General features: G+C 66.5%; 17 protein-coding genes. 7 read left to right on the top strand and 10 right to left on the bottom strand.

Annotation, left to right across the window (positions count from 1 at the left end; translation table 11 throughout):
- The first annotated feature begins 130 nt into the window (after nt 1-130).
- From AC1Q6P_RS17255 to AC1Q6P_RS17240, 4 genes are read left to right on the top strand one after another with little or no spacing between them, the layout of a single operon-like run.
- Complete coding sequence (locus AC1Q6P_RS17255) at nt 131-1285, top strand: MlaE family ABC transporter permease (RefSeq protein WP_492665282.1); 1155 nt, start codon at nt 131-133, stop codon at nt 1283-1285.
- Nucleotides 1285-2088, top strand: a complete 804-nt coding sequence (locus tag AC1Q6P_RS17250) for an ABC transporter ATP-binding protein (RefSeq protein WP_171828736.1) — start codon at nt 1285-1287, stop codon at nt 2086-2088. The genes AC1Q6P_RS17255 and AC1Q6P_RS17250 overlap by 1 nt, the downstream gene beginning before the upstream one ends.
- Entirely contained in the window at nt 2085-3095 is a 1011-nt protein-coding gene (locus AC1Q6P_RS17245; protein WP_492665283.1) for an MlaD family protein, read from the top strand. Before AC1Q6P_RS17250 ends, AC1Q6P_RS17245 begins: the two co-directional genes overlap by 4 nt.
- Nucleotides 3096-3112: 17 nt before the next feature.
- Complete coding sequence (locus tag AC1Q6P_RS17240) at nt 3113-3721, top strand: PqiC family protein (RefSeq protein ID WP_492665284.1); 609 nt, start codon at nt 3113-3115, stop codon at nt 3719-3721.
- Nucleotides 3722-3737: 16 nt separating this feature from the next.
- Here AC1Q6P_RS17240 and AC1Q6P_RS17235 read toward each other — a convergent pair whose 3' ends face one another.
- The 8 genes from AC1Q6P_RS17235 to scpA form a co-directional block, all read right to left on the bottom strand.
- On the bottom strand, nt 3738-5132 hold the full coding sequence (locus AC1Q6P_RS17235; protein ID WP_492665285.1) for a 3-oxoacyl-ACP reductase: 1395 nt from the start codon (nt 5130-5132) through the stop codon (nt 3738-3740).
- Nucleotides 5133-5153: 21 nt separating this feature from the next.
- The gene (locus AC1Q6P_RS17230; RefSeq protein ID WP_492665286.1) at nt 5154-5612 is read right to left on the bottom strand and encodes a VOC family protein; all 459 of its coding nucleotides are present in this window, start codon (nt 5610-5612) and stop codon (nt 5154-5156) included.
- A gap of 127 nt (nt 5613-5739) precedes the next feature.
- Entirely contained in the window at nt 5740-7860 is a 2121-nt protein-coding gene (locus AC1Q6P_RS17225) for an acetyl-CoA carboxylase biotin carboxylase subunit (RefSeq protein ID WP_271009633.1), read from the bottom strand.
- Between the two features lie 38 nt (nt 7861-7898).
- Entirely contained in the window at nt 7899-8399 is a 501-nt protein-coding gene (locus AC1Q6P_RS17220) for a hypothetical protein (protein WP_492665287.1), read from the bottom strand.
- Nucleotides 8396-9928 carry an acyl-CoA carboxylase subunit beta gene (locus AC1Q6P_RS17215; RefSeq protein ID WP_102766911.1) on the bottom strand — a complete coding sequence of 511 codons (1533 nt, stop codon included), beginning with the start codon at nt 9926-9928 and terminating at the stop codon, nt 8396-8398. Before AC1Q6P_RS17215 ends, AC1Q6P_RS17220 begins: the two co-directional genes overlap by 4 nt.
- A gap of 78 nt (nt 9929-10006) precedes the next feature.
- Nucleotides 10007-11047 carry a methylmalonyl Co-A mutase-associated GTPase MeaB gene (gene meaB / locus AC1Q6P_RS17210; RefSeq protein ID WP_492665288.1) on the bottom strand — a complete coding sequence of 347 codons (1041 nt, stop codon included), beginning with the start codon at nt 11045-11047 and terminating at the stop codon, nt 10007-10009.
- Nucleotides 11044-11586 carry a GNAT family N-acetyltransferase gene (locus AC1Q6P_RS17205; RefSeq protein ID WP_492665289.1) on the bottom strand — a complete coding sequence of 181 codons (543 nt, stop codon included), beginning with the start codon at nt 11584-11586 and terminating at the stop codon, nt 11044-11046. The genes meaB and AC1Q6P_RS17205 overlap by 4 nt, the downstream gene beginning before the upstream one ends.
- Before the next feature lie 19 nt (nt 11587-11605).
- Complete coding sequence (gene scpA / locus AC1Q6P_RS17200) at nt 11606-13783, bottom strand: methylmalonyl-CoA mutase (RefSeq protein ID WP_492665290.1); 2178 nt, start codon at nt 13781-13783, stop codon at nt 11606-11608.
- 95 nt (nt 13784-13878) lie between these two features.
- Between scpA and AC1Q6P_RS17195 the strand changes: the two genes are divergently transcribed.
- The 3 genes from AC1Q6P_RS17195 (at nt 13879) to AC1Q6P_RS17185 (ending at nt 16720) form a co-directional block, all read left to right on the top strand.
- Entirely contained in the window at nt 13879-14583 is a 705-nt protein-coding gene (locus AC1Q6P_RS17195; protein WP_492665291.1) for a GntR family transcriptional regulator, read from the top strand.
- Between the two features lie 156 nt (nt 14584-14739).
- Nucleotides 14740-15705, top strand: a complete 966-nt coding sequence (locus AC1Q6P_RS17190) for a class I SAM-dependent methyltransferase (RefSeq protein ID WP_492665292.1) — start codon at nt 14740-14742, stop codon at nt 15703-15705.
- Between the two features lie 139 nt (nt 15706-15844).
- Nucleotides 15845-16720 (top strand): hypothetical protein, encoded by an 876-nt coding sequence (locus AC1Q6P_RS17185; RefSeq protein WP_492665293.1) that lies wholly within the window; start codon nt 15845-15847, stop codon nt 16718-16720.
- Nucleotides 16721-16731: 11 nt separating this feature from the next.
- On the opposite strand, the gene AC1Q6P_RS17180 is transcribed toward AC1Q6P_RS17185, so the two are convergent.
- Both AC1Q6P_RS17180 and AC1Q6P_RS17175 read right to left on the bottom strand, forming a co-directional pair.
- Nucleotides 16732-17406 carry an acyltransferase gene (locus AC1Q6P_RS17180; RefSeq protein ID WP_492665294.1) on the bottom strand — a complete coding sequence of 225 codons (675 nt, stop codon included), beginning with the start codon at nt 17404-17406 and terminating at the stop codon, nt 16732-16734.
- A gap of 2 nt (nt 17407-17408) precedes the next feature.
- Nucleotides 17409-18365, bottom strand: a complete 957-nt coding sequence (locus AC1Q6P_RS17175) for a glycosyltransferase family 2 protein (RefSeq protein WP_492665295.1) — start codon at nt 18363-18365, stop codon at nt 17409-17411.
- Nucleotides 18366-18586: the final 221 nt, after the last annotated feature.

Raw genomic sequence — 18586 nt, 5'->3', positions numbered from 1 at the left:
CAACGGCGGCCCTCGGGTCGCCGTTCTTTTTTGGTGGGTGCAACTGCTCACGGCCACACGGGCTTCCCGCAGCGGGGAGCGGGCTGTTAACCTAGGCGCACACGGCCGGTCCGGCAGCGCGGGAGCAGACTTGGGCGAGGCACAGCAAGGCAACGCTGGCGCAGGGCAAGCCGCCCTGGCGCAATGGCTGCAGGACGAATCGGGCCTGCGGCTGCGCCTGAGCGGCGATTGGCGCGGCGGCCCCCTGCTGCCGCCGCCCCCCGAACCACAAGACTCGACGGATCCGCCCGGGGCCGCCCGGCTCCTGCTCCTGCATATCGACGGCCAGGCACTCAGCCATTTCGACAGCCGCCTCGCCGCCCAGCTCTGGGCCCTGAGCCGCAGCCGCCAGCAGGCGCTGAACACCGAGGCTCTGCCGCCCGGATTGCGCGGCATGCTGGACCTGGCCGCCCGCCAGAGCGCCGGCGACACGACGAACGGCAAACGCCGCCCTCGCTGGCTCACGCGCATCGGCCTGGACTGGCAGGCCCGCTACCGCCGCACGCGCGACACCCTGGCTTTCACCGGCGAGCTCTTGATCGCCGTCTACCGCGCCCTGCGCGGCAGCACCGCCATGCGCGGCGAAGACCTGGCCCAGCAACTGCACGCCACCGGCCCGGCCAGCCTGCCCATCGTCACCCTGGTCAGCTTTCTGGTCGGGCTCATCATTGCCTATATGGGCGCGGCCCAGCTGCAGCGCCTGGGCGCGCAGGCCTTCATGGCCGATCTGGTGACCATCGGCGTGGTGCGCGAAATCGCGGCCCTGATGACCGGCATCATGCTGGCCGGCCGGGTCGGCGCCGCCTTTGCCGCCCAGTTGGGCAGCATGCAGGCGAACGAGGAGATCGACGCCTTGCGCGCCCTGGGTTTGAACCCGGTCGAGCACCTGGTGCTGCCGCGCGTGCTGGCCATGGCCTTGATGGCGCCCTTGCTGACCACCTTTGCCGCCGTGGTGGGCATGATGGCGGGCTTGCTGGTGGCCGTGGGCATCTTCCATGTCGAGCTGCTGGACTACCTCTACCGCAGCTCCAAGGCCATCACCCTGGCGCATGCGGGCATCGGCCTGCTCAAGGGCACGGTCTACGGCGTGCTGGTCGCCATGGCGGGCTGCCGCCAGGGCCTGCACGCCGGCCGCAGCGCCCAGGCCGTGGGTGAGGCGACCACGGCCGCCGTGGTGCAGGCCATCATCTGGATCGTCATCGCCGCATCGGCCTTGACGATTGCCTTTCAACGTCTGGGCTGGTGATGGACACGCAGCCGCAACAGGCCTTGCCCGTGCCCTCGCCATTGCCCCTGCTCCGCGCCGAGGATCTGACCCTGGCCGTGCCGGGTCGCGTGCTGCAGCAAGGCATCAGCTTCGAGCTGCAGCGCGGCGAGATCCTGGTGCTGATGGGCGGCAGCGGCTGTGGCAAGAGCACCCTGCTGCGCCATCTGATCGGCCTGCAGACGCCGGCCGCGGGCCGCGTACTTTATGGCGAGCAAGACCTGGCCGAGGCCGACGACGACACGCTGGCGCAGCTGCGCCGCCAATTCGGCGTGATGTTCCAGGGCGGGGCGCTGTGGAGCTCGATGACGGTGGGTGAGAACGTGATGCTGCCGCTGACCGAGTTCAGCGAGCTGGACGAAGACGCGGCCGAGCAGATGGCCCGCTTCAAGCTGGCCTTGGTCGGCATGGAAGCCGCCTTTGACGAGCTGCCCAGCGCCCTCAGCGGCGGGATGAAGAAGCGCGCCGCCATCGCCCGCGCCATGGCCCTGGACCCGCCTCTGCTCTTCCTCGATGAGCCCTCGGCCGGCCTGGACCCGCTCAGCGCCGCCAGCCTGGATGAACTGATCCTCAATCTGCGCGATCATCTGGGCACCAGCATCGTGCTGGTGACGCATGAATTGAGCAGCATCTTTGCGGTAGCCGACCGCGCCCTGTTTCTCGATGCCAAGGAGAAAACCATGACCGCGCTCGATGCCCCGCGCCGTTTGCTGGAGACTGGCCCCGAGGCGGTGCGCCTGTTTCTGCGCCGCGGCGAAACGTCCGGCTCCGGAGGCCACGCATGAGAAAGCGCCACGGTCACCCCGCCCTGCTGGGCCTGTTCGTCGTCACCGCCCTGATCCTGCTCTTCATCGCCGTGTTCGTCATCGCTGGCGGCAAGCTGCTGGGCGGCAAGGAACGCGTGGTGATGTACTTCCACGGCTCCATCTACGGCTTGCAGATCGGCGCGCCGGTGGTGTTCCGCGGCGTGCACCTGGGCAATGTCAGCGCCATCGGCGTGGCCTACAACAACGCCAGCAATGCGGTGTCCATCCCGGTGGAAGCCGAACTGGAGCGCGACATGATCGGCAACCTCAGCGGCGAACGCCTGCCGGGCAGCGGCGCCACCTCGCTCAAAGCCCTGGTGGAGCGCGGCCTGCGTGCCCAGCTGGGTCTGCAAAGCCTGCTGACCGGGCAACTCTATGTGGACCTGGACTTCCGACCCGACAAACCCACCGTGGGCAGCACCGTCGAGGCCAGCCGCTATGTGCAGATCCCCACCGTGGCCACGCCCTTTCAGGACCTGCGCAACCAGGTGGACGGCCTGGATATCAAGCGCCTGGTGGGCGACCTCTCGGCCATCGCCAGCACCGGCCGGCGGCTGATCGAGGGGCCCGAGCTGAGCCGCGCCCTCAAGGACATCGAGGCGGTGAGCGCCAGCCTGCGCCGCCTCAGCCAGCAGCTGGACCGCCGCGCCGGCCCGGTGGGCGACGCCGCCTTGAACGCCCTGGCCGCCACCCAGGACGCCATGGAGCGCATGAGCCGCGCGGCCGTGACCGTCAACGAATCGGCCGAGCGGGTGGGCAAGACCTTCAATCCCGAGGGCGCCGTGGTGCAGGACCTGCGCCGGGTCTCCACCGAACTGGCCCGTGCTGCCGCGGCGGTGGCCGATGTGGCACAGGACGAGGCGCCGCTGAACCAGAACCTGCAGCGCGCGCTCAAGGACATCGCCCAAGCCGCCCGCGCCCTGCGCGAGCTGGCCGACACCCTGGACCAGCAACCCGAAGCCGTACTCAAGGGCCGCGCCAAATGAGCAGATTCCTCAATCGAATGAAGGCCGTCCCCGTGCTGATCGGCCTCAGCCTGCTCGCCGCCTGCGGCAGCTCCCCCCAGGTGCAGTACTACCAGCTGCGCGCGGAACCGCCCGGTACATCATCCAGCCCAATCGCCGCCCCGGTCTCGGCCGATTCAGCCGCGTCGGCCTCCGCTGGCATCTGGGCCCTCGGCCCGGTGCAGATTCCCGAGTACCTGGACCGCGACGCCATCGTCCGCCCCAGCGGCCAGGCCATGCTGCGTCTGACCCCGAGCGAGCGCTGGGCCGAGCCCCTGCGCGACGCCATCCCCCGCTTGCTGCAGCAAGACCTGGCCCGCTTGCACGGCAGCGCCCGCATCTGGCGCCTGCCCCTGCCGCCCGGGCTCAGGGCCGAACGACAGCTGCGCGTGGACATCCAAAGGCTGGACGCAGACGCGGACGCAGGCCCACGCCCGCTGCTGGTGCTGCAAGCACGCTGGACCTGGCTGGACCCCAGTGGCCGCCAACCGCCCCAGGTGCGCGTACAGCGCTTCGAAGTGCCGGCGGGAGACGGCGGCACCGATGCACTGGTGGCGGCGCATCGGGCGGCGCTTTGGGCGCTGGCCCAGGCCATCGCGGCAAACTAGGCTGCGCTGGCCCTGCTCAAGCCCCCATCAAAGCCTGACCGCACACCCGCAAGGCTTGACCCCGCACGGCGCCGGATTCCGGCAAGGCCAGGAAGGCGACGGCCTCGGCCACGTCGCGGGGCTGGCCGCCCTGGGACAGGGCGTTGAGGCGGCGGCCGGCTTCGCGGATCAGCCAGGGCATCTGGCGGGTCATGTCGGTTTCGATGAAGCCGGGGGCCACGGCATTGACGGTGGCGCCGCGGGAGGCCAGCACGGTACTGCGAGCAGCGACGTAGCCGATCAGGGCCGATTTGCTGGTGGCGTAGTTGGTCTGGCCGGCATTGCCGGCGATGCCGCTGATGGACGACAGGCAGATCTCTCGCGCGCCGGGCGCCAGCAGATCGGACTGATCGAGCGCCGCATCGATGGCCAGGATGGCCTGCAGATTGACGGCCATGACCTGCTTCCACTCGGCCTCGCTCATCTTGAACAGGCTGCGGTCACGCGTGATGCCGGCGTTGTGCACCAGCACATCGACCGCCAGGCCAGGGTGTTGGCGCAGCCAGTCGCACAGCGCCGCGGGTGCTGCGGCGCTGGTGATGTCCAGCGCCAGGGCGTCACCCTGGATGCGCCGCGCCAGCTCGCGCAAATGCGGCTCGGCCGAGGGCACATCGATGCACAGCACGCGAGCGCCCTCCTCGGCCAGGCGCGCCGCCGTGGCAGCGCCCAATCCCCGCGCGGCACCGGTGACCACGGCCAGGCGCTCGCGCAAGCGGCCTGGCACCGAAGGGAGTTCAGGGCTCGCATAAAGAGCCTGGTCTGCATCCAAACGCAGAATCCGCCCGGACACGTAAGCGCTGCGGGCGCTGCAGAAAAAGCGCACAGGCCCCAGCAAAGCGCTCGCCGCCGCGACCGGCACCTGCAGCGCATTGACGGTGGCGGCATGGCTGCGGCCCAGCTCTTTAGCCAGGCTGCGCACGAAACCGTCGATGCCTTGGGCGGCCGCCGCAGCCTCGGGCGAAAGGCGAGCGGCCTCCAGCGGACAAGGCGCCAGCAGCAAGAGCTTGGCGCAGGGCGCCAGGCGGCGCAGCAGGGGCGCAAAAAAGCTGCGCAGCTGGGCCAGGGACGCGAGCTCACGGCAGCCGGTGGCGTCCAGCACGGCGATGTCGACTCGGGCCGACGCATCGGCGGCCAGATCGGTCTCCGTCAACAGGCGGGCGCCCAGTGCCTGCAGCAAGCTTCGCGCAGCTTCGCCCGCATGCCCGCCCGGCATGGCGGTCAATACCAGCTGTCGACCTCGCAGCTCGTCGCTGCGGTAGGGGCCAGCCTCGCGCCGCAAGGCGCGTGGGCGCGGCAGGCCGAGCGCACGCACGAGCGGGCCCGTCAAGCGGCCAGCGGTCAGGCCGATCAAAGGATCTGAGCTCGAAGCCATGGCGGTCCGTGAAGGGCCCGATCAGCCCAGGGCGGCGATGACCTCGGCTGGCGCCTGCACCAGCTCGATCAACACGCCTTCACCACCGATCGGAAACTCGGCGCTGGACTTGGGGTGGATGAAGCAGATGTCGTAGCCGGCCGCGCCCTTGCGGATGCCGCCCGGTGCGAAACGAACGCCGTTCGCCGTCATCCATTCGACGGCCTTGGGCAGGTCGTCCACCCACAGGCCCACATGGTTGAGCGGCGTGGCGTGCACAGCCGGTTTCTTCTCGGGATCGAGCGGCTGCATCAGATCGACCTCGATCTTGTGCGGGCCCCGGCCGATGGCGCAGATGTCTTCGTCCACGTTCTCGCGCTCGGAGACGAAGTTACCGGTGACCTGCAGGCCCAGCACATCGACCCAGAGCTTGCGCAAGGCCTGCTTGTCGGGGCCGCCGATGGCGATCTGCTGGATGCCGAGGATCTTGTAGGGTTTCATGTTTGGGTCACCTTGATTAGAGTTGCTGAGGTCGGCTTGTTGGGCAAGGGGATGAAAGAAGTGAACGAGTGAACAGGTGAGCGGCGCTGCGCGCCTGGTGAACCATTCACCTGTTCACCCATCAACCTCACTCAAACCTCAGAATCAGCTGATCCACCGACAAGCTCTCGCCCACCTTGGCCAGCACCTCGGCCACCTTGACGTCACGCTCGGCGATCAAGATGTTTTCCATCTTCATGGCCTCGATCACGGCCAGGCGCTCGCCGGCTTGCACGGTCTGGCCCGGATGCGCAGCGATCTGCACCAGCAGGCCCGGCATGGGCGAGAGCAGGAACTTGCTGGTGTCCGGCGGAGCCTTGAAGGGCATCAAGGCCTGCAGCTCGGCGGCACGCGGCGAAAGCACATTGACGAGGATGGCGTAGCCGTTGTGCTGCAAGCGATAAGCCAGCGGCTGCTTGGCCGTGCCGCGCTCGGCCTGGGCCACAAAGGGCTGGCCGTTGACGGTGCCGGTCAGGCGGATGTCGTTCAGGCGCGAGTTGCAGACGATGCGATAGCTCTTGGCCTCGGCGCCTTCACCGACGCGTACCAGGGCCTCGCCCAGGTGCCCCACGAACTCGGAGATGTGCAGGGCGTGGCGGGCCTGCTGGCCGGCCGTGCCCTCGGACACCAGGGCCACGTAGTCGTGCTCGATGCGCACCTCATGGCCCGGCAGCTGGCCGCTGATGCCGGCCTCACGCTCGCGCGCCTTGCGGCGGATGAAGCCGGCCAGGGCGACCAGGAACAGCGGATCGCTGTGCGGCACATCTTCGGCGCGGAAGCCGCCGCCGTAATGCTGGGCGATGAAGCCGGTGTTGAAGTTGCCGGACTTGAAGTCCTCATGCGCCAGCAGGGCCGACTGGAAGGGGATGTTGCTGGAGATGCCGCGGATGACAAAGCCATTCAAGGCTTCGCGCATCTTGGCGATGGCGTCGGCACGGTCGCGGCCGTGGACGATGAGCTTGGCGATCATCGAGTCGTAGAACATCGGGATCTCGCCGCCTTCGTAGACGCCGGTGTCGACCCGAACGCCGCCCCAAGCGGTGTTCGTCACTGCCTCGCCGCCGAATGAACCTTGGGCATAACTCTCACCCTGCAGGGTCAGCGTACCCTGCTCCAGATTGGCCTGCGGCGGCTGGTACTTGACCAGGCGGCCGGTCGAGGGCAGGAAGTTGCGGAACGGGTCTTCGGCATTGATGCGGCACTCGATCGCCCAGCCTTCGCGCTTGATGTCCTCTTGCTTGAGGCTCAGCGGCTCGCCGGCGGCCACACGGATCATCTGCTCGACCAGGTCCAGGCCGGTGATGCACTCGGTCACCGGGTGCTCCACCTGCAGGCGGGTGTTCATCTCCAGGAAGTAAAAGCTCTGGTCCTTGCCGACCACGAACTCCACCGTGCCGGCGCTTTGGTAGTTCACCGCCTTGGCCAAGGCCACGGCCTGCTCACCCATGGCCTTGCGCGTGGCTTCACTGATGAAGGGCGACGGCGCCTCTTCGATCACCTTTTGGTGGCGGCGCTGGATGGAGCATTCCCGTTCCCACAGGTAGAGCGTGTTGCCCTGGCTGTCACCCAGCACCTGGATCTCGATGTGGCGCGGCTCCTCGACAAACTTCTCCATGAAGACGCGGTCGTCGCCAAAGCTGTTGCGCGCCTCATTGCGGCAGCTGCTGAAGCCTTCGAAACATTCCTTGTCGTTGAAGGCCACGCGCAAGCCCTTGCCACCACCGCCGGCGCTGGCCTTGATCATCACCGGGTAGCCAATGCCCTGGGCGATCTTGACCGCCTCTTCAGGCGAGAGGATGGGCTCGTTGTGGCCCGGGATGGTGTTGACTTGGGCGGCGTTTGCCAGCTTCTTGGAGGCGATCTTGTCGCCCATGGCGGCGATGGAGCCATGCTTAGGGCCGATGAAGGCAATGCCCTCTTCCTCGACCCGGCGCGCAAACTCCTCGTTCTCGCTCAGAAAGCCGTAGCCGGGGTGGATGGCCTGGGCGCCGGTCTGCTTGGCTGCCGCGATGATCTTATCGGCCACCAGATAGGACTCGCGGCTGGGCGCCGGGCCCAGCAGCACGGCCTCATCGGCCAGCTCCACATGGCGGGCGTCCTTGTCGGCCTCGGAGTAGACGGCCACGGTCTTGATGCCCATCTTGCGGGCCGTCTTGATCACTCGGCAAGCGATCTCACCCCGGTTCGCGATCAGAATTTTTTCAAACATGATGTCTTGTCCCCATCAGTAAATTGGTTCGGCCGGCTTCAGCGCGGGTTCGAGAAACGCAGGCGCCCAGCCAGGCAGAGATCGGTCCATTCGACGACGCGGCGCTCGATCCAGGCAGCGCCCTGCCCCTTGGCCGCCGCAGCGCCCTGGTAGGCAAAGCTCAGCATGGCCGGCGCGCGCTGCGCGTACTCGCTGCCATCGCTGAGCGCGCCTTCGCGCTGCAGATCGGCCAGGGCCTGGCTGCGTGACAGGCCATCGACGCGATAAAGCAGGATCACCGGCAGGCTCGCCAGATCGTTGCCGCAGGCCTCCACGCGGCTGGCGGCCGATGCACCGTAGCGCTGCAAGGCACAACTGGCGAACAGCTGCTGGGCCGAGGCGCTTTCCGGCGCTGACGCGGCCGAGTCCTCGGCGGGCACTGAAGACGCATAAGCCTGGGCATGGGCAGCCACGCAGTCCGCCGCTGGCACGGCCGCGCGCGCGCACAAGTTGCCGCTCAGCAGCAAGCCCGACATCAGCAGCGCCTTCGCAGCTCTCACAGCGGAATGTTCCCGTGCTTGCGCCAGGGGTTGTCCAGCTTCTTGTCCTTGAGCATGACCAGGGAGCGGCAGATGCGCTTGCGGGTCTCATGCGGCTGGATCACATCGTCGATGAAGCCCCGGGCGCCAGCGACAAAGGGGTTGGCGAAGCGGGCCTTGTATTCGGCTTCCTTGGCGGCCAGCTTCTCCGGGTCGCCCTTGTCCTCGCGGAAGATGATCTCGACCGCCCCCTTGGCGCCCATCACCGCGATTTCGGCGTTAGGCCAGGCGAAGTTGACATCGCCGCGCAGATGCTTGGAGGCCATCACATCGTAGGCGCCGCCGTAGGCCTTGCGGGTGATCACGGTCACCTTCGGCACCGTGCACTCGGCATAGGCATACAGCAGCTTGGCGCCATGCTTGATGATGCCGCCGTACTCCTGGCTGGTGCCTGGCATGAAGCCAGGCACATCGACGAAGGTGATCACCGGGATGTTGAAGGCATCGCAGAAGCGCACAAAGCGCGCGGCCTTGATGGAGCTCTTGATGTCCAGGCAGCCGGCCAGCACGAGCGGCTGGTTGGCGACGATGCCCACCGTCTGGCCTTCCATGCGTGCAAAGCCGGTCAGGATGTTCTTGGCGTAGTCGGGCTGCAGCTCGAAGAAGTCGCCATCGTCGACCGTCTTCTGGATCAGCTCCTTCATGTCATAGGGCTTGTTCGGGTTGTCCGGGACCAGGGTGTCGAGCGAATGGTCGAGGCGGTTGCCGGGGTCGCCGCTGGGCCGGGTCGGCGCCTTCTCGCGGTTGTTCAGCGGCAGGTAGTTGAAGAAGCGGCGCAGCATCAGGATGGCTTCGACATCGTTTTCGAAGCTGAGGTCGGCCACACCGCTCTTGCTGGTGTGGGTGCCGGCGCCGCCGAGCTCTTCGGCCGTCACCTCTTCGTGCGTCACGGTCTTCACCACCTCAGGCCCGGTCACGAACATATAGCTCGAGTCCTTGACCATGAAGATGAAATCGGTCATGGCCGGCGAGTAGACCGCGCCGCCGGCGCAAGGACCCATGATCATGCTGATCTGCGGGATCACGCCCGAAGCCAGCACATTCTTCTGGAACACATCGGCATAGCCGCCCAGGGAGGCCACGCCTTCCTGGATGCGCGCGCCGCCCGAGTCGTTGAGGCCGATCACCGGCGCGCCGACCTTCATGGCCTGGTCCATGACCTTGCAGATCTTCTCGGCATGGGCCTCGGACAAAGCGCCGCCGAAGACGGTGAAGTCCTGGCTGAAGCTGAAGGCCAGGCGGCCGTTGATCATGCCGTAGCCGGTAACCACGCCGTCGCCGGGGATCTTGTTCTCGGCCATGCCGAAATCCACGCAGCGGTGCTCGACAAACATGTCCCATTCTTCGAAGGTGCCTTCGTCGAACAGCAGCTCCAGGCGTTCGCGCGCCGTCAGCTTGCCTTTTTTATGCTGGGCAGCGATGCGCTTTTCGCCGCCGCCCAGACGGGCCTGGGCACGTTTTTCTTCCAGTCTTTGTTGGATGTCATGCATGGGAAGTCCTTTCGTCGGGCCGTCCCAAGGAAGGACGCGCCCCCTCGGGGGGCAGCCCTGTCAATGGGCGTGGGGGTTTCATTTCTGGTCTCCAGAAAATCGATTCAAAAGCTGCCGTGCCGCGGTGGACGGGGCCAGGCGACCCTGCAGCACGTCTTCGGTGATTTCGGCAAGGCAGTCCCGCACGGCAGGCGCCTCAGCAAACTGCTGGCGCAAGCCGGCATGGATGCGCTCCCACATCCAACTCTGCGCCTGTTGCTGACGTTTGGCCAGCCAGTGGCCTTGGGTCTGCTGCAATTCGCGGTAAGCCGTCACCTGGGCCCAGAAGCGCTCCAGGCCCTCGCCCTGCTCGGGCTTGAGGGCGCTGAGCTGCATCACCTGTGGGTGCCAGGTCTTGCCTGCCGTGGCGTGGTCCGTGTGGCTGTGGCCATGGAAGCCGTAGATCCGCAGGCTGGAGCCGATCTGGGCCTGAGCGCGGGTGGCGGCCGCCCAATCGAGATCGGCCTTGTTGATGACGACCAGATCGGCCAGTTCCATCACGCCCTTCTTGATCGCCTGCAAATCATCGCCGGCATTGGGCAGCTGCAGCAGCACATACATGTCCGTCATGCCGGCCACGGCGGTTTCGCTCTGGCCCACACCGACGGTCTCGACGATGACCACATCAAAACCGGCCGCTTCGCAGACCAGCATAGCCTCACGCGTCTTCTCGGCCACGCCGCCCAGGGTGCCGCTGCTGGGGCTGGGGCGGATGTAGGCACGCTCGTCCATGGACAGGCGTTCCATGCGGGTTTTGTCGCCAAGGATGGAGCCACCCGAGACGCTGCTGCTCGGGTCCACCGCCAGCACGGCGACGCGGTGGCCGCGTGCGATCAGAAACAGGCCCAGCGCCTCGATGAAGGTACTCTTGCCCACGCCGGGCACGCCCGAGATGCCCAGGCGAAAGCTCTGGCCCGTGTGCGGCAGCAACTCGGTCAGCAAGGTGTCGGCCTGGGCGCGGTGATCACGGCGCGTCGACTCCAGCAAGGTGATGGCCTTGGCCATGGCCCGGCGCTGCTGGGGGCCGGGGCCGGCCAGCAAGGCCGGTGCCAGACTCGGGCTGGGCAACACGAGCGTCATGCGCGCCCCGGCCGCTCGCCTTGAACGCCCGACCAGACAGGCGCAATGCCATCCGGCACCTGGGCCAGGCGCACCTCGTCGCCGGCGGCAGGCAGGCGCCAGAGGTAGTCGATGTCGAACTCGCTCTCGCCCACCGCCTTGAAGCCGTGGCGCAGATAGAAGCGGTTGGCATCGCTGAGCTTGAGGGCCGAGAGGCTGAGGTCGCGCCCGGCCCGCCGCGCCTGGTCCTTGGCCCAGCTGAGCACCCAGGAGCCGATGCCTTGGCTTTGTGCCGCGGGCTGCAGATAGAGCTGATCCAGGCGCAAGGCTGGCGCTTCACCCGCGGGCGTTTCGCGCAGCATCAAGAACCCGACCCGCTCGCTGCCGCGACAGATGTGGCGCATGGTCTCGGGCTCGAACAAGGCCTCAAAACGATCGCGGCTGCGCACGAGGTCGAAGCGCCCCAGTCGCTCCAGGCTGGGCCGCAAGGCCTCCATGCGCAGCTGAAACAGCGCATCCAGATCCTCGCCCGCCACCGGTTGCAGCTGATAGGCACTCATGCGCGGCTCCCGGTGCCGCTCACGCCGCAGCGGCCGTCAACGACTGGCGGATCTGTTCCAGCACATCCTTGGCACTGGCCGGGATGGGGGTGCCGGGGCCGTAGATGCCCTTGACGCCGGCCTCATAAAGCATGTCGTAGTCCTGCGCCGGGATCACGCCGCCGACGAAGACGATGATGTCGTCGGCACCTTGTGCCTTCAGCGCCGCGATGATGGCCGGCACCAGGGTCTTGTGACCGGCGGCCAGGGTCGAGATGCCGACCGCGTGCACATCGTTTTCGATCGCCTGGCGGGCGCATTCCTCGGGGGTCTGGAACAAGGGGCCGATGTCCACATCGAAGCCCAGGTCGGCATAGGCCGTGGCCACGACCTTGGCGCCGCGGTCGTGGCCGTCCTGGCCCAGCTTGGCGACCATCACGCGCGGGCGGCGGCCATGTTCATCGGCAAAGGCCTTGATCTCATCCTGCAACTTGGCCCAGCCCTCGGCCGAGTCATAGGCCGCTGCATAGACGCCAGTGACCTTTTGGGTGTCGGCGCGGTGGCGGCCGTACACCGCCTCGAGTGCATCACTGATCTCGCCCACCGTGGCGCGCAGGCGCACAGCCTGGATGCTCAGGTCCAGCAGATTGCCTTGGCCGGACTTGGCGGCTTCGGTCAGGGCATGGAGCGCAGCTTGAACAGCGGCGCTGTCGCGGCTGGCCTTGATGGCCTTGAGCCGCTCAATCTGGCCGTCACGCACGCGGACATTGTCGACATCGAGGATCTCGATCTTGTCTTCCTTGGCCAGCTTGTACTTGTTGACGCCGACGATGACATCGCGGCCCGAGTCGATGGCCGCTTGCTTCTCGGCAGCGCTGGCCTCGATCTTGAGCTTGGCCCAGCCGCTGTCCACCGCACGGGTCATGCCGCCCATGGCCTCAACCTCTTCGATGATGGCCCAGGCCTTGTCGGCCATGTCCTGGGTCAGAGATTCCATCATGTAGCTGCCGGCCCAGGGGTCGATCACGCTGGTGATGTGGGTCTCTTCCTGGATGATGAGCTGGGTGTTGCGGGCAATGCGGGCGCTGAACTCGGTCGGCAGGGCAATCGCCTCGTCCAGCGAATTGGTATGCAGGCTTTGCGTGCCGCCGAAGACCGCGGCCATGGCCTCGATGGTGGTGCGCACCACGTTGTTGTAGGGGTCCTGCTCGGTCAGGCTCCAACCCGAGGTCTGGCTGTGGGTGCGCAGCATCAGGCTCTTGGGGTTCTTGGCCTCGAAGCCCTTCATGATCCGGCACCAGAGCAGGCGCGCCGCCCGCATCTTGGCGATCTCCAGATAGAAGTTCATGCCCACCGCCCAGAAGAAGGACAGGCGCGGCGCGAAGTCATCGACATCCAGGCCCTTGGCCAGGGCGGTCTTCACATACTCCTTGCCGTCGGCCAGGGTGAAGGCCAGCTCCAGCGCCTGGTTGGCGCCGGCTTCCTGCATGTGATACCCCGAGATCGAGATCGAGTTGAACTTGGGCATCTTCTGCGCCGTGTACTCGATGATGTCGCCGATGATCTTCATCGAGGGCTCGGGCGGGTAGATGTAGGTGTTGCGGACCATGAACTCCTTGAGGATGTCGTTCTGGATGGTGCCGCTGAGTTTGTCCTGACTGACGCCCTGCTCCTCCGCCGCCACCACATAACCCGCCAGCACCGGCAGCACGGCGCCGTTCATGGTCATGGAGACGGACACCTTGTCGAGCGGGATCTCGTTGAAGAGGATCTTCATGTCCTCGACCGAGTCGATCGCCACGCCGGCCTTGCCGACATCGCCGGTCACGCGCGGATGGTCGCTGTCGTAGCCGCGGTGGGTGGCCAGATCAAAAGCCACCGACACGCCCTGCCCGCCGGCCGCCAGGGCCTTGCGGTAGAAGGCGTTGCTTTCCTCGGCGGTGGAGAAGCCCGCGTACTGGCGGATGGTCCAGGGCCGCACCGCATACATGGTGGCCTGCGGGCCACGCAGAAAGGGTTCGAAGCCGGGCAAGGTGTCGGCATAGGGCAGGCCCGCCGTGTCGGCCGCGGTGTAGAGCGGCTTGACCGTCAGGCCCTCGGGCGTGTGCCAGTTCAGGGCCGAGACATCGCCCCCGGGGGCGGATTTGGCGGCGGCTTTTTCCCACTGCGCCAGCGTGGCTTGCGGGAATTCGAACGCTTGCTTCTTGGATTCAGACATCTCTTGGCTCCTGCGGACACCCCATCATAGCGCGACCATCATTCATAATTATAAATTCAGAATTGACGCTACACTGACGGCGACGCACCCCCACCATGCCTGCCGAACCTCGCTCGATCAAGCCCAGCCCGGCACTCGGAACGGCCGCTCCGGCGCTCCCGCTTGCCCACGCACTGGCCCACCGCGCCCTCTATCAAGAGGTGGCGGAGCACCTGCGCCAACAGATCTTCAGCCGCCAGCTGGAACCCGGCGCCTGGATCGATGAGCTCAAGCTCTGCGGCGAGCTGGGCATCAGCCGCACGCCCATGCGCGAGGCACTCAAGGTGCTGGCCGTTGAAGGCCTGGTGACCATGAAGCTGCGCCGCGGCGCCTATGTCACCGAGATGAGCGAGCGCGATGTGCGTGAGGCCTACCAGCTGCTGGCCTTGCTCGAGAGCGACGCCGCCGCCCGCGTGGCTGCCCAAGGCAGCGAGGCGGATCTGGCCGAGCTGCAAGCCCTGCATGAGGCGCTGGAGCGCCAGGTGGACGAGCGCGACGCCTTCTTCGCCGCCAACGAGCGCTTTCACCTGCGCCTGCTGGAGATCGAAGCCAACCGCTGGCGCCAGCAGATCGTCACCGACCTGCGCCGCGTGATGAAGCTCAACCGCCACCACTCGCTGTTCAAGCAGGGCCGCTTGCAGGATTCCCTGCGCGAGCACCGCGAGCTGATGCAGGCCCTGCAAGCCCGGCGCGCCGACGAGGCCGCGCGCCTGATGCGGGCGCATTTCGACAACGGCCTGGCGGCCGCAACCGGCGCCTGAGCAGCGGCGGCGTCCAAAGCCTGGAACTGGGGGCCAAGCACCCGGCTCCACCGGGGTTTCGGGGGTGGCGCTGCCGTGCAAACTGCACGGCATCCGGGCTCGCTGCTGCGCGCGCCAGCCCCGCCTTCATCCCATCCCCGCAAGGAGCGCACCGACATGAGCATGAGCCGCGAGCAGCTGGAACAGGCCGCCAAAGCCTGGTGGTACTACACCGTGGAACTGGCCCCGGGCCTGATCGCACCGGGCAGCTACCCCACCGACTTCCCCTACATGCCGCGCATGCTGATGCGCAATGCCCATCTGCACGGCCAGGACTGCCTGGACCTGGGCACCATGGAAGGCGTGATCCCTGTGCTGATGCACCGCAAGGGCGCCAAACGCATCGTCGCGGCCGACGCCGTGCCGCACTGCGCCGACAAGATGGCCTTGCTGCAAAGCGTCTACGGTGCGAGCTGGGATTTCCGCGAAATCGGCCTGATGTACGAGCTCTCGCAGAAGCTGGCTGCCGATGGCATGTTCGATTATGTGAACCTGTCGGGCGTGCTGTACCACGTGTTCTCGCCCATGCACACCCTGGCCAGCGCCCGCCCCCTGGTCAAGAAGAACGGTCTCTTCATGCTCTCCACCAATGTGGTGAACGAGCAGTCCGACCTGATGCACTTCAACACCGCCGGCAAGCTGCAGACCGAGCCCAACACCTTCTGGTACCCCAGCATCCCGCTGCTGGAGTACATGCTGCGCTACTTCAACTTCGCACCGATTGACTGCCTCTACAGCCGCCACCCGTCCAACAGCCCCCTGCATGTGGCGGGCAAGGAATGCGGATTCATTTCCATCGTCTGCCGCGCGGTCGACCCCGGCACCGCCCTGCCCCCGGGCGACAGCTGGGGCCGCCACTCCATGCTGGGCAGCTGGGAATATGTGGGCCTGTCCAAACAGAACCACGACCCGGCCCTGCCGCCCTCCACCATCGGCTATGACCTGCCCGAGTCCCTGCAAGCCATGGTCGCGCAGAAAGGCTCGATCGACCTGCACCTGGCCGTCAACGAACTGGGCCGCCGCGTCGAGCGCGCCAAGCGCGTGGAAGACACCTATCTGCTGAGGCTGATGGACGAGTCCTGACAGGTCAACTGCGATCTGACATCCCCCCCAGCGAGGACAAGTGCTGGCTGGCGCCGGTACAAAGCACACGCAGAGAACCGAGACCCCAATTACTCTCTCAGACATCGACAAGTGCAGTGGCCTGCACGGGAGGTGTCTCATGAGTGTCTACGTGATGGTGTGGTGCAACCACGCCGCTGGGCAACAGGTGCTGACGGCGACCAAACGGTTCCTCGGCACCCGATTCAACAATGTCCCGAGCATCCCACCCGTCTTGCTCAATGGCGCAGGGCAGGTGTGCTTTCCGGGCGGCGCCATTCCAAACGGCATGGCAGCGCTCGCTGCGGCCTACGCCGAGTTCGATGAAGAGACGGGCATCAATTTGCAAGCACCGCTGGCAGTCGCGAACTATCACATCGTGCATGTCCAGCTGGTGAACCACGGGCCGTTTCAAACCTTGTACGTTCAGGTGAACAGCCTGGCCGATCTGAACTTGTTGGCCAACGACATCAACAACAACATCGCCAACAACACGCCTGTCGATGACGAATTGGCCAGTGTGCAGGTGGTGGGCTCGCTGGCTGCGCCCAATACCTTGGGCCCCAGCCCGCTCATTCCCCCCGGCGGCTGGTACCAACCGATGCGCATGCCGGCTTTGGCCGGGGCCTTCCAAGTCCACGACGCCCTGGGCTGGCACCAGGTCGGCGCCGGTTTCGTCCCCCCCCATCTGCGCCAACTGGTCACCCAGACGCTCAACGCACCGCACAACTGGCATCTGCAAAGCCTACATGGCCTACCGGCGGTGGTTCTTGCCGCAGCACAGGCTGCGGCGGCGTTGGCGGCGCTTCCGCTTGCTCCTCCACTTGTCCCCGTACCGCCCGTCGGGCCGGTGCCCGTCGTCGTGGCGCCCGTTGTCGCGCCCGCCATGGGCATGGGGCGTGCTCGCAACATGAGCATGTTTCTGGCAGCGCTGCTGGCACTGGGCTTGGCCTATGCAGTCCACTATTACAGCCAGAGAGTCAACTCTGGGCAATAGCGTAAGCCAATTCAGCCGGCAACCACGGTGGCATCGAGCTCCCCCGCCTCCGGCAAGCGACCCACCACCCGCGCCGGGTTGCCGGCAATGACCGAGAACTCGGGCGCCTGGAAATGCGGCTGAATCACGGCGCCGGCCGCGATCACGCAGCCGCGGCCGATGCGCACGCCTTTGAGGATGGTCACGCGTGAGCCGATGAAGACCTCGTCGCCGATCACCACCTCGGCCGGCTGCGGGTCGGGCTCGCGGCGGTGGGCCAGGCGCAAGTCGTGCAGATTGCTGTCCATGACTTGCAGCTCGGCGCCGACCAGGCAGTTGGCGCCAAAGCGGATGGCCGCGCCCTCTGAGATCAGGTTCAGGCGGTTGTTGAACACCGTGCCGGGGCCGATCTCGATCAGCGAATCGGGTGTGCGCGACTCCACATAGCTGCAGGCATAGCTGCCCGGCGAGCGCGGCACACCAAACACGGTGCTGGTGCTGAGCACGATGCGCCCAGCCCCTTTGAGCACCGTGGGCGTCAGGAAGTTGAGGCTGCGCGAACCCGGGCCCTGGATCTCGATGCGCTGCTTGTCGGACACATGAAAGAAGTAGTGCACCAGCAAGGCGCGCACCCAGGTTTCCAGCTCCAAGGGGGAGCTGCGCGAGATCAGGCCGCGCAGGCGTTCCAGTCGGTTCTGCAAGGCCATGTTCAAAACCCGTGGGATTGCAGGAAGCCATGCCAGGCTTCGACAAAGGCCGCTTCAGCCCCTTCGCTGCCCTGACCCAACTCCAGCAGCAGGGGCACAAAGGCCATCACGTCCGGCTGATCGGCATAGTTCTTGACCAGGGCACCGGCCATGCCGGTGGCGCACATCCGCATCTGCTCCGGCGTGACCTGGCCGATGCGGCAACCGCCGACGGCCAGGGCCACATAGCCGAGGTAGGCGGCTTTCATGTGCGGGCCGTTGCGCTGGGCCGAATGGCCCTCGCCACCGGCACGGAAGTAGCCGAGCCGGTCCTGGATGTAGCCGATCGGCGCTTGCAGGCTGGCGGCCAGGAAGAAGCCAAGGTCCCACAAGCCCGCGTAGGACACGCCGCCAAAGGCCGGTTGCTCCAGCAGCTCGGCGCAGCGCGCCCGGATCACGCAATTGGAGAACTCGCCCAGCCAGTTGACGCTGCCCGGCACCGTGCTCGAGAACATGGCCTTGGGGCCCATGGACATGATGCGGCTGTTGGAGCTGGCAATCGCCTCGGGCACCGGCATGCCCTCGATGGGCTGGCCGCGTTCGTTGGCGTTCCAGCGGGCGCTGATGCTGCAGGACAGCTCGGCCATCTGGTGGGTCTGCAGATGCTGGGCGTAGAAGTCCGGAAAGATGACGTCGTCGTCCAGCAGGATGTGGAAGAGCTCGCTGCGGCCCGCCCAGAGCCGCACCAGGTTCTTGAAATTCTCGTAGGCGCCGGCACGGCGGCCGACATGCAGCTCCAGCGGCAGCGTGGCCACCCAGTTGGCATAGCGCGGGGACAGCAGCTGCTGCGTGAACTCACCGCCGGGGCTGTCGTCGGAGATGACGATCCGATCCGGCTTGCGGGTCTGGGTCATCAAGCCGGCCAGCAGCTCTTGCAGGTATTTGGTCTTGTAGGCCGGGATCAGGGTGGTGATGTGCATGGCGCGCGACGGTCTCACCGCAGCTTGCGGCCCTGCCATTACATCGAAGACGCAGAGCGCACAGCGCGCCAAACAAGCGAGCAATGCGCCCCCTTATGCGACCTTCGTTTTTCGCACCATTTCCTAACATCGGTAGAGCCTCGAAGAACTTGAGGCCTTTTTTCACACAGAAGAACAAAACGATTCCGTTGGACACGAACCGAACCGCCATTTCACTCTGA

It is taken from the genome of Roseateles sp. GW835-FHT13E02 (assembly GCF_058794035.1).
This window is presented reverse-complemented; position numbering and strand designations above follow the sequence as displayed.

Excerpts from the sequence above, each read along its gene's own strand:
- AC1Q6P_RS17175 (WP_492665295.1), bottom strand. The coding sequence starts at position 18,365 with ATGCACATCACCACCCTGATCCCGGCCTACAAGACCAAATACCTGCAA.
- AC1Q6P_RS17215 (WP_102766911.1), bottom strand. The coding sequence starts at position 9,928 with ATGCATGACATCCAACAAAGACTGGAAGAAAAACGTGCCCAGGCCCGT.
- AC1Q6P_RS17190 (WP_492665292.1), top strand. The coding sequence starts at position 14,740 with ATGAGCATGAGCCGCGAGCAGCTGGAACAGGCCGCCAAAGCCTGGTGG.
- meaB (WP_492665288.1), bottom strand. The coding sequence starts at position 11,047 with ATGACGCTCGTGTTGCCCAGCCCGAGTCTGGCACCGGCCTTGCTGGCC.
- scpA (WP_492665290.1), bottom strand. The coding sequence starts at position 13,783 with ATGTCTGAATCCAAGAAGCAAGCGTTCGAATTCCCGCAAGCCACGCTG.
- AC1Q6P_RS17240 (WP_492665284.1), top strand. The coding sequence starts at position 3,113 with ATGAAGGCCGTCCCCGTGCTGATCGGCCTCAGCCTGCTCGCCGCCTGC.
- AC1Q6P_RS17250 (WP_171828736.1), top strand. The coding sequence starts at position 1,285 with ATGGACACGCAGCCGCAACAGGCCTTGCCCGTGCCCTCGCCATTGCCC.
- AC1Q6P_RS17245 (WP_492665283.1), top strand. The coding sequence starts at position 2,085 with ATGAGAAAGCGCCACGGTCACCCCGCCCTGCTGGGCCTGTTCGTCGTC.
- AC1Q6P_RS17235 (WP_492665285.1), bottom strand. The coding sequence starts at position 5,132 with ATGGCTTCGAGCTCAGATCCTTTGATCGGCCTGACCGCTGGCCGCTTG.
- AC1Q6P_RS17185 (WP_492665293.1), top strand. The coding sequence starts at position 15,845 with ATGAGTGTCTACGTGATGGTGTGGTGCAACCACGCCGCTGGGCAACAG.
- AC1Q6P_RS17195 (WP_492665291.1), top strand. The coding sequence starts at position 13,879 with ATGCCTGCCGAACCTCGCTCGATCAAGCCCAGCCCGGCACTCGGAACG.
- AC1Q6P_RS17225 (WP_271009633.1), bottom strand. The coding sequence starts at position 7,860 with ATGTTTGAAAAAATTCTGATCGCGAACCGGGGTGAGATCGCTTGCCGA.
- AC1Q6P_RS17230 (WP_492665286.1), bottom strand. The coding sequence starts at position 5,612 with ATGAAACCCTACAAGATCCTCGGCATCCAGCAGATCGCCATCGGCGGC.
- AC1Q6P_RS17205 (WP_492665289.1), bottom strand. The coding sequence starts at position 11,586 with ATGAGTGCCTATCAGCTGCAACCGGTGGCGGGCGAGGATCTGGATGCG.
- AC1Q6P_RS17180 (WP_492665294.1), bottom strand. The coding sequence starts at position 17,406 with ATGGCCTTGCAGAACCGACTGGAACGCCTGCGCGGCCTGATCTCGCGC.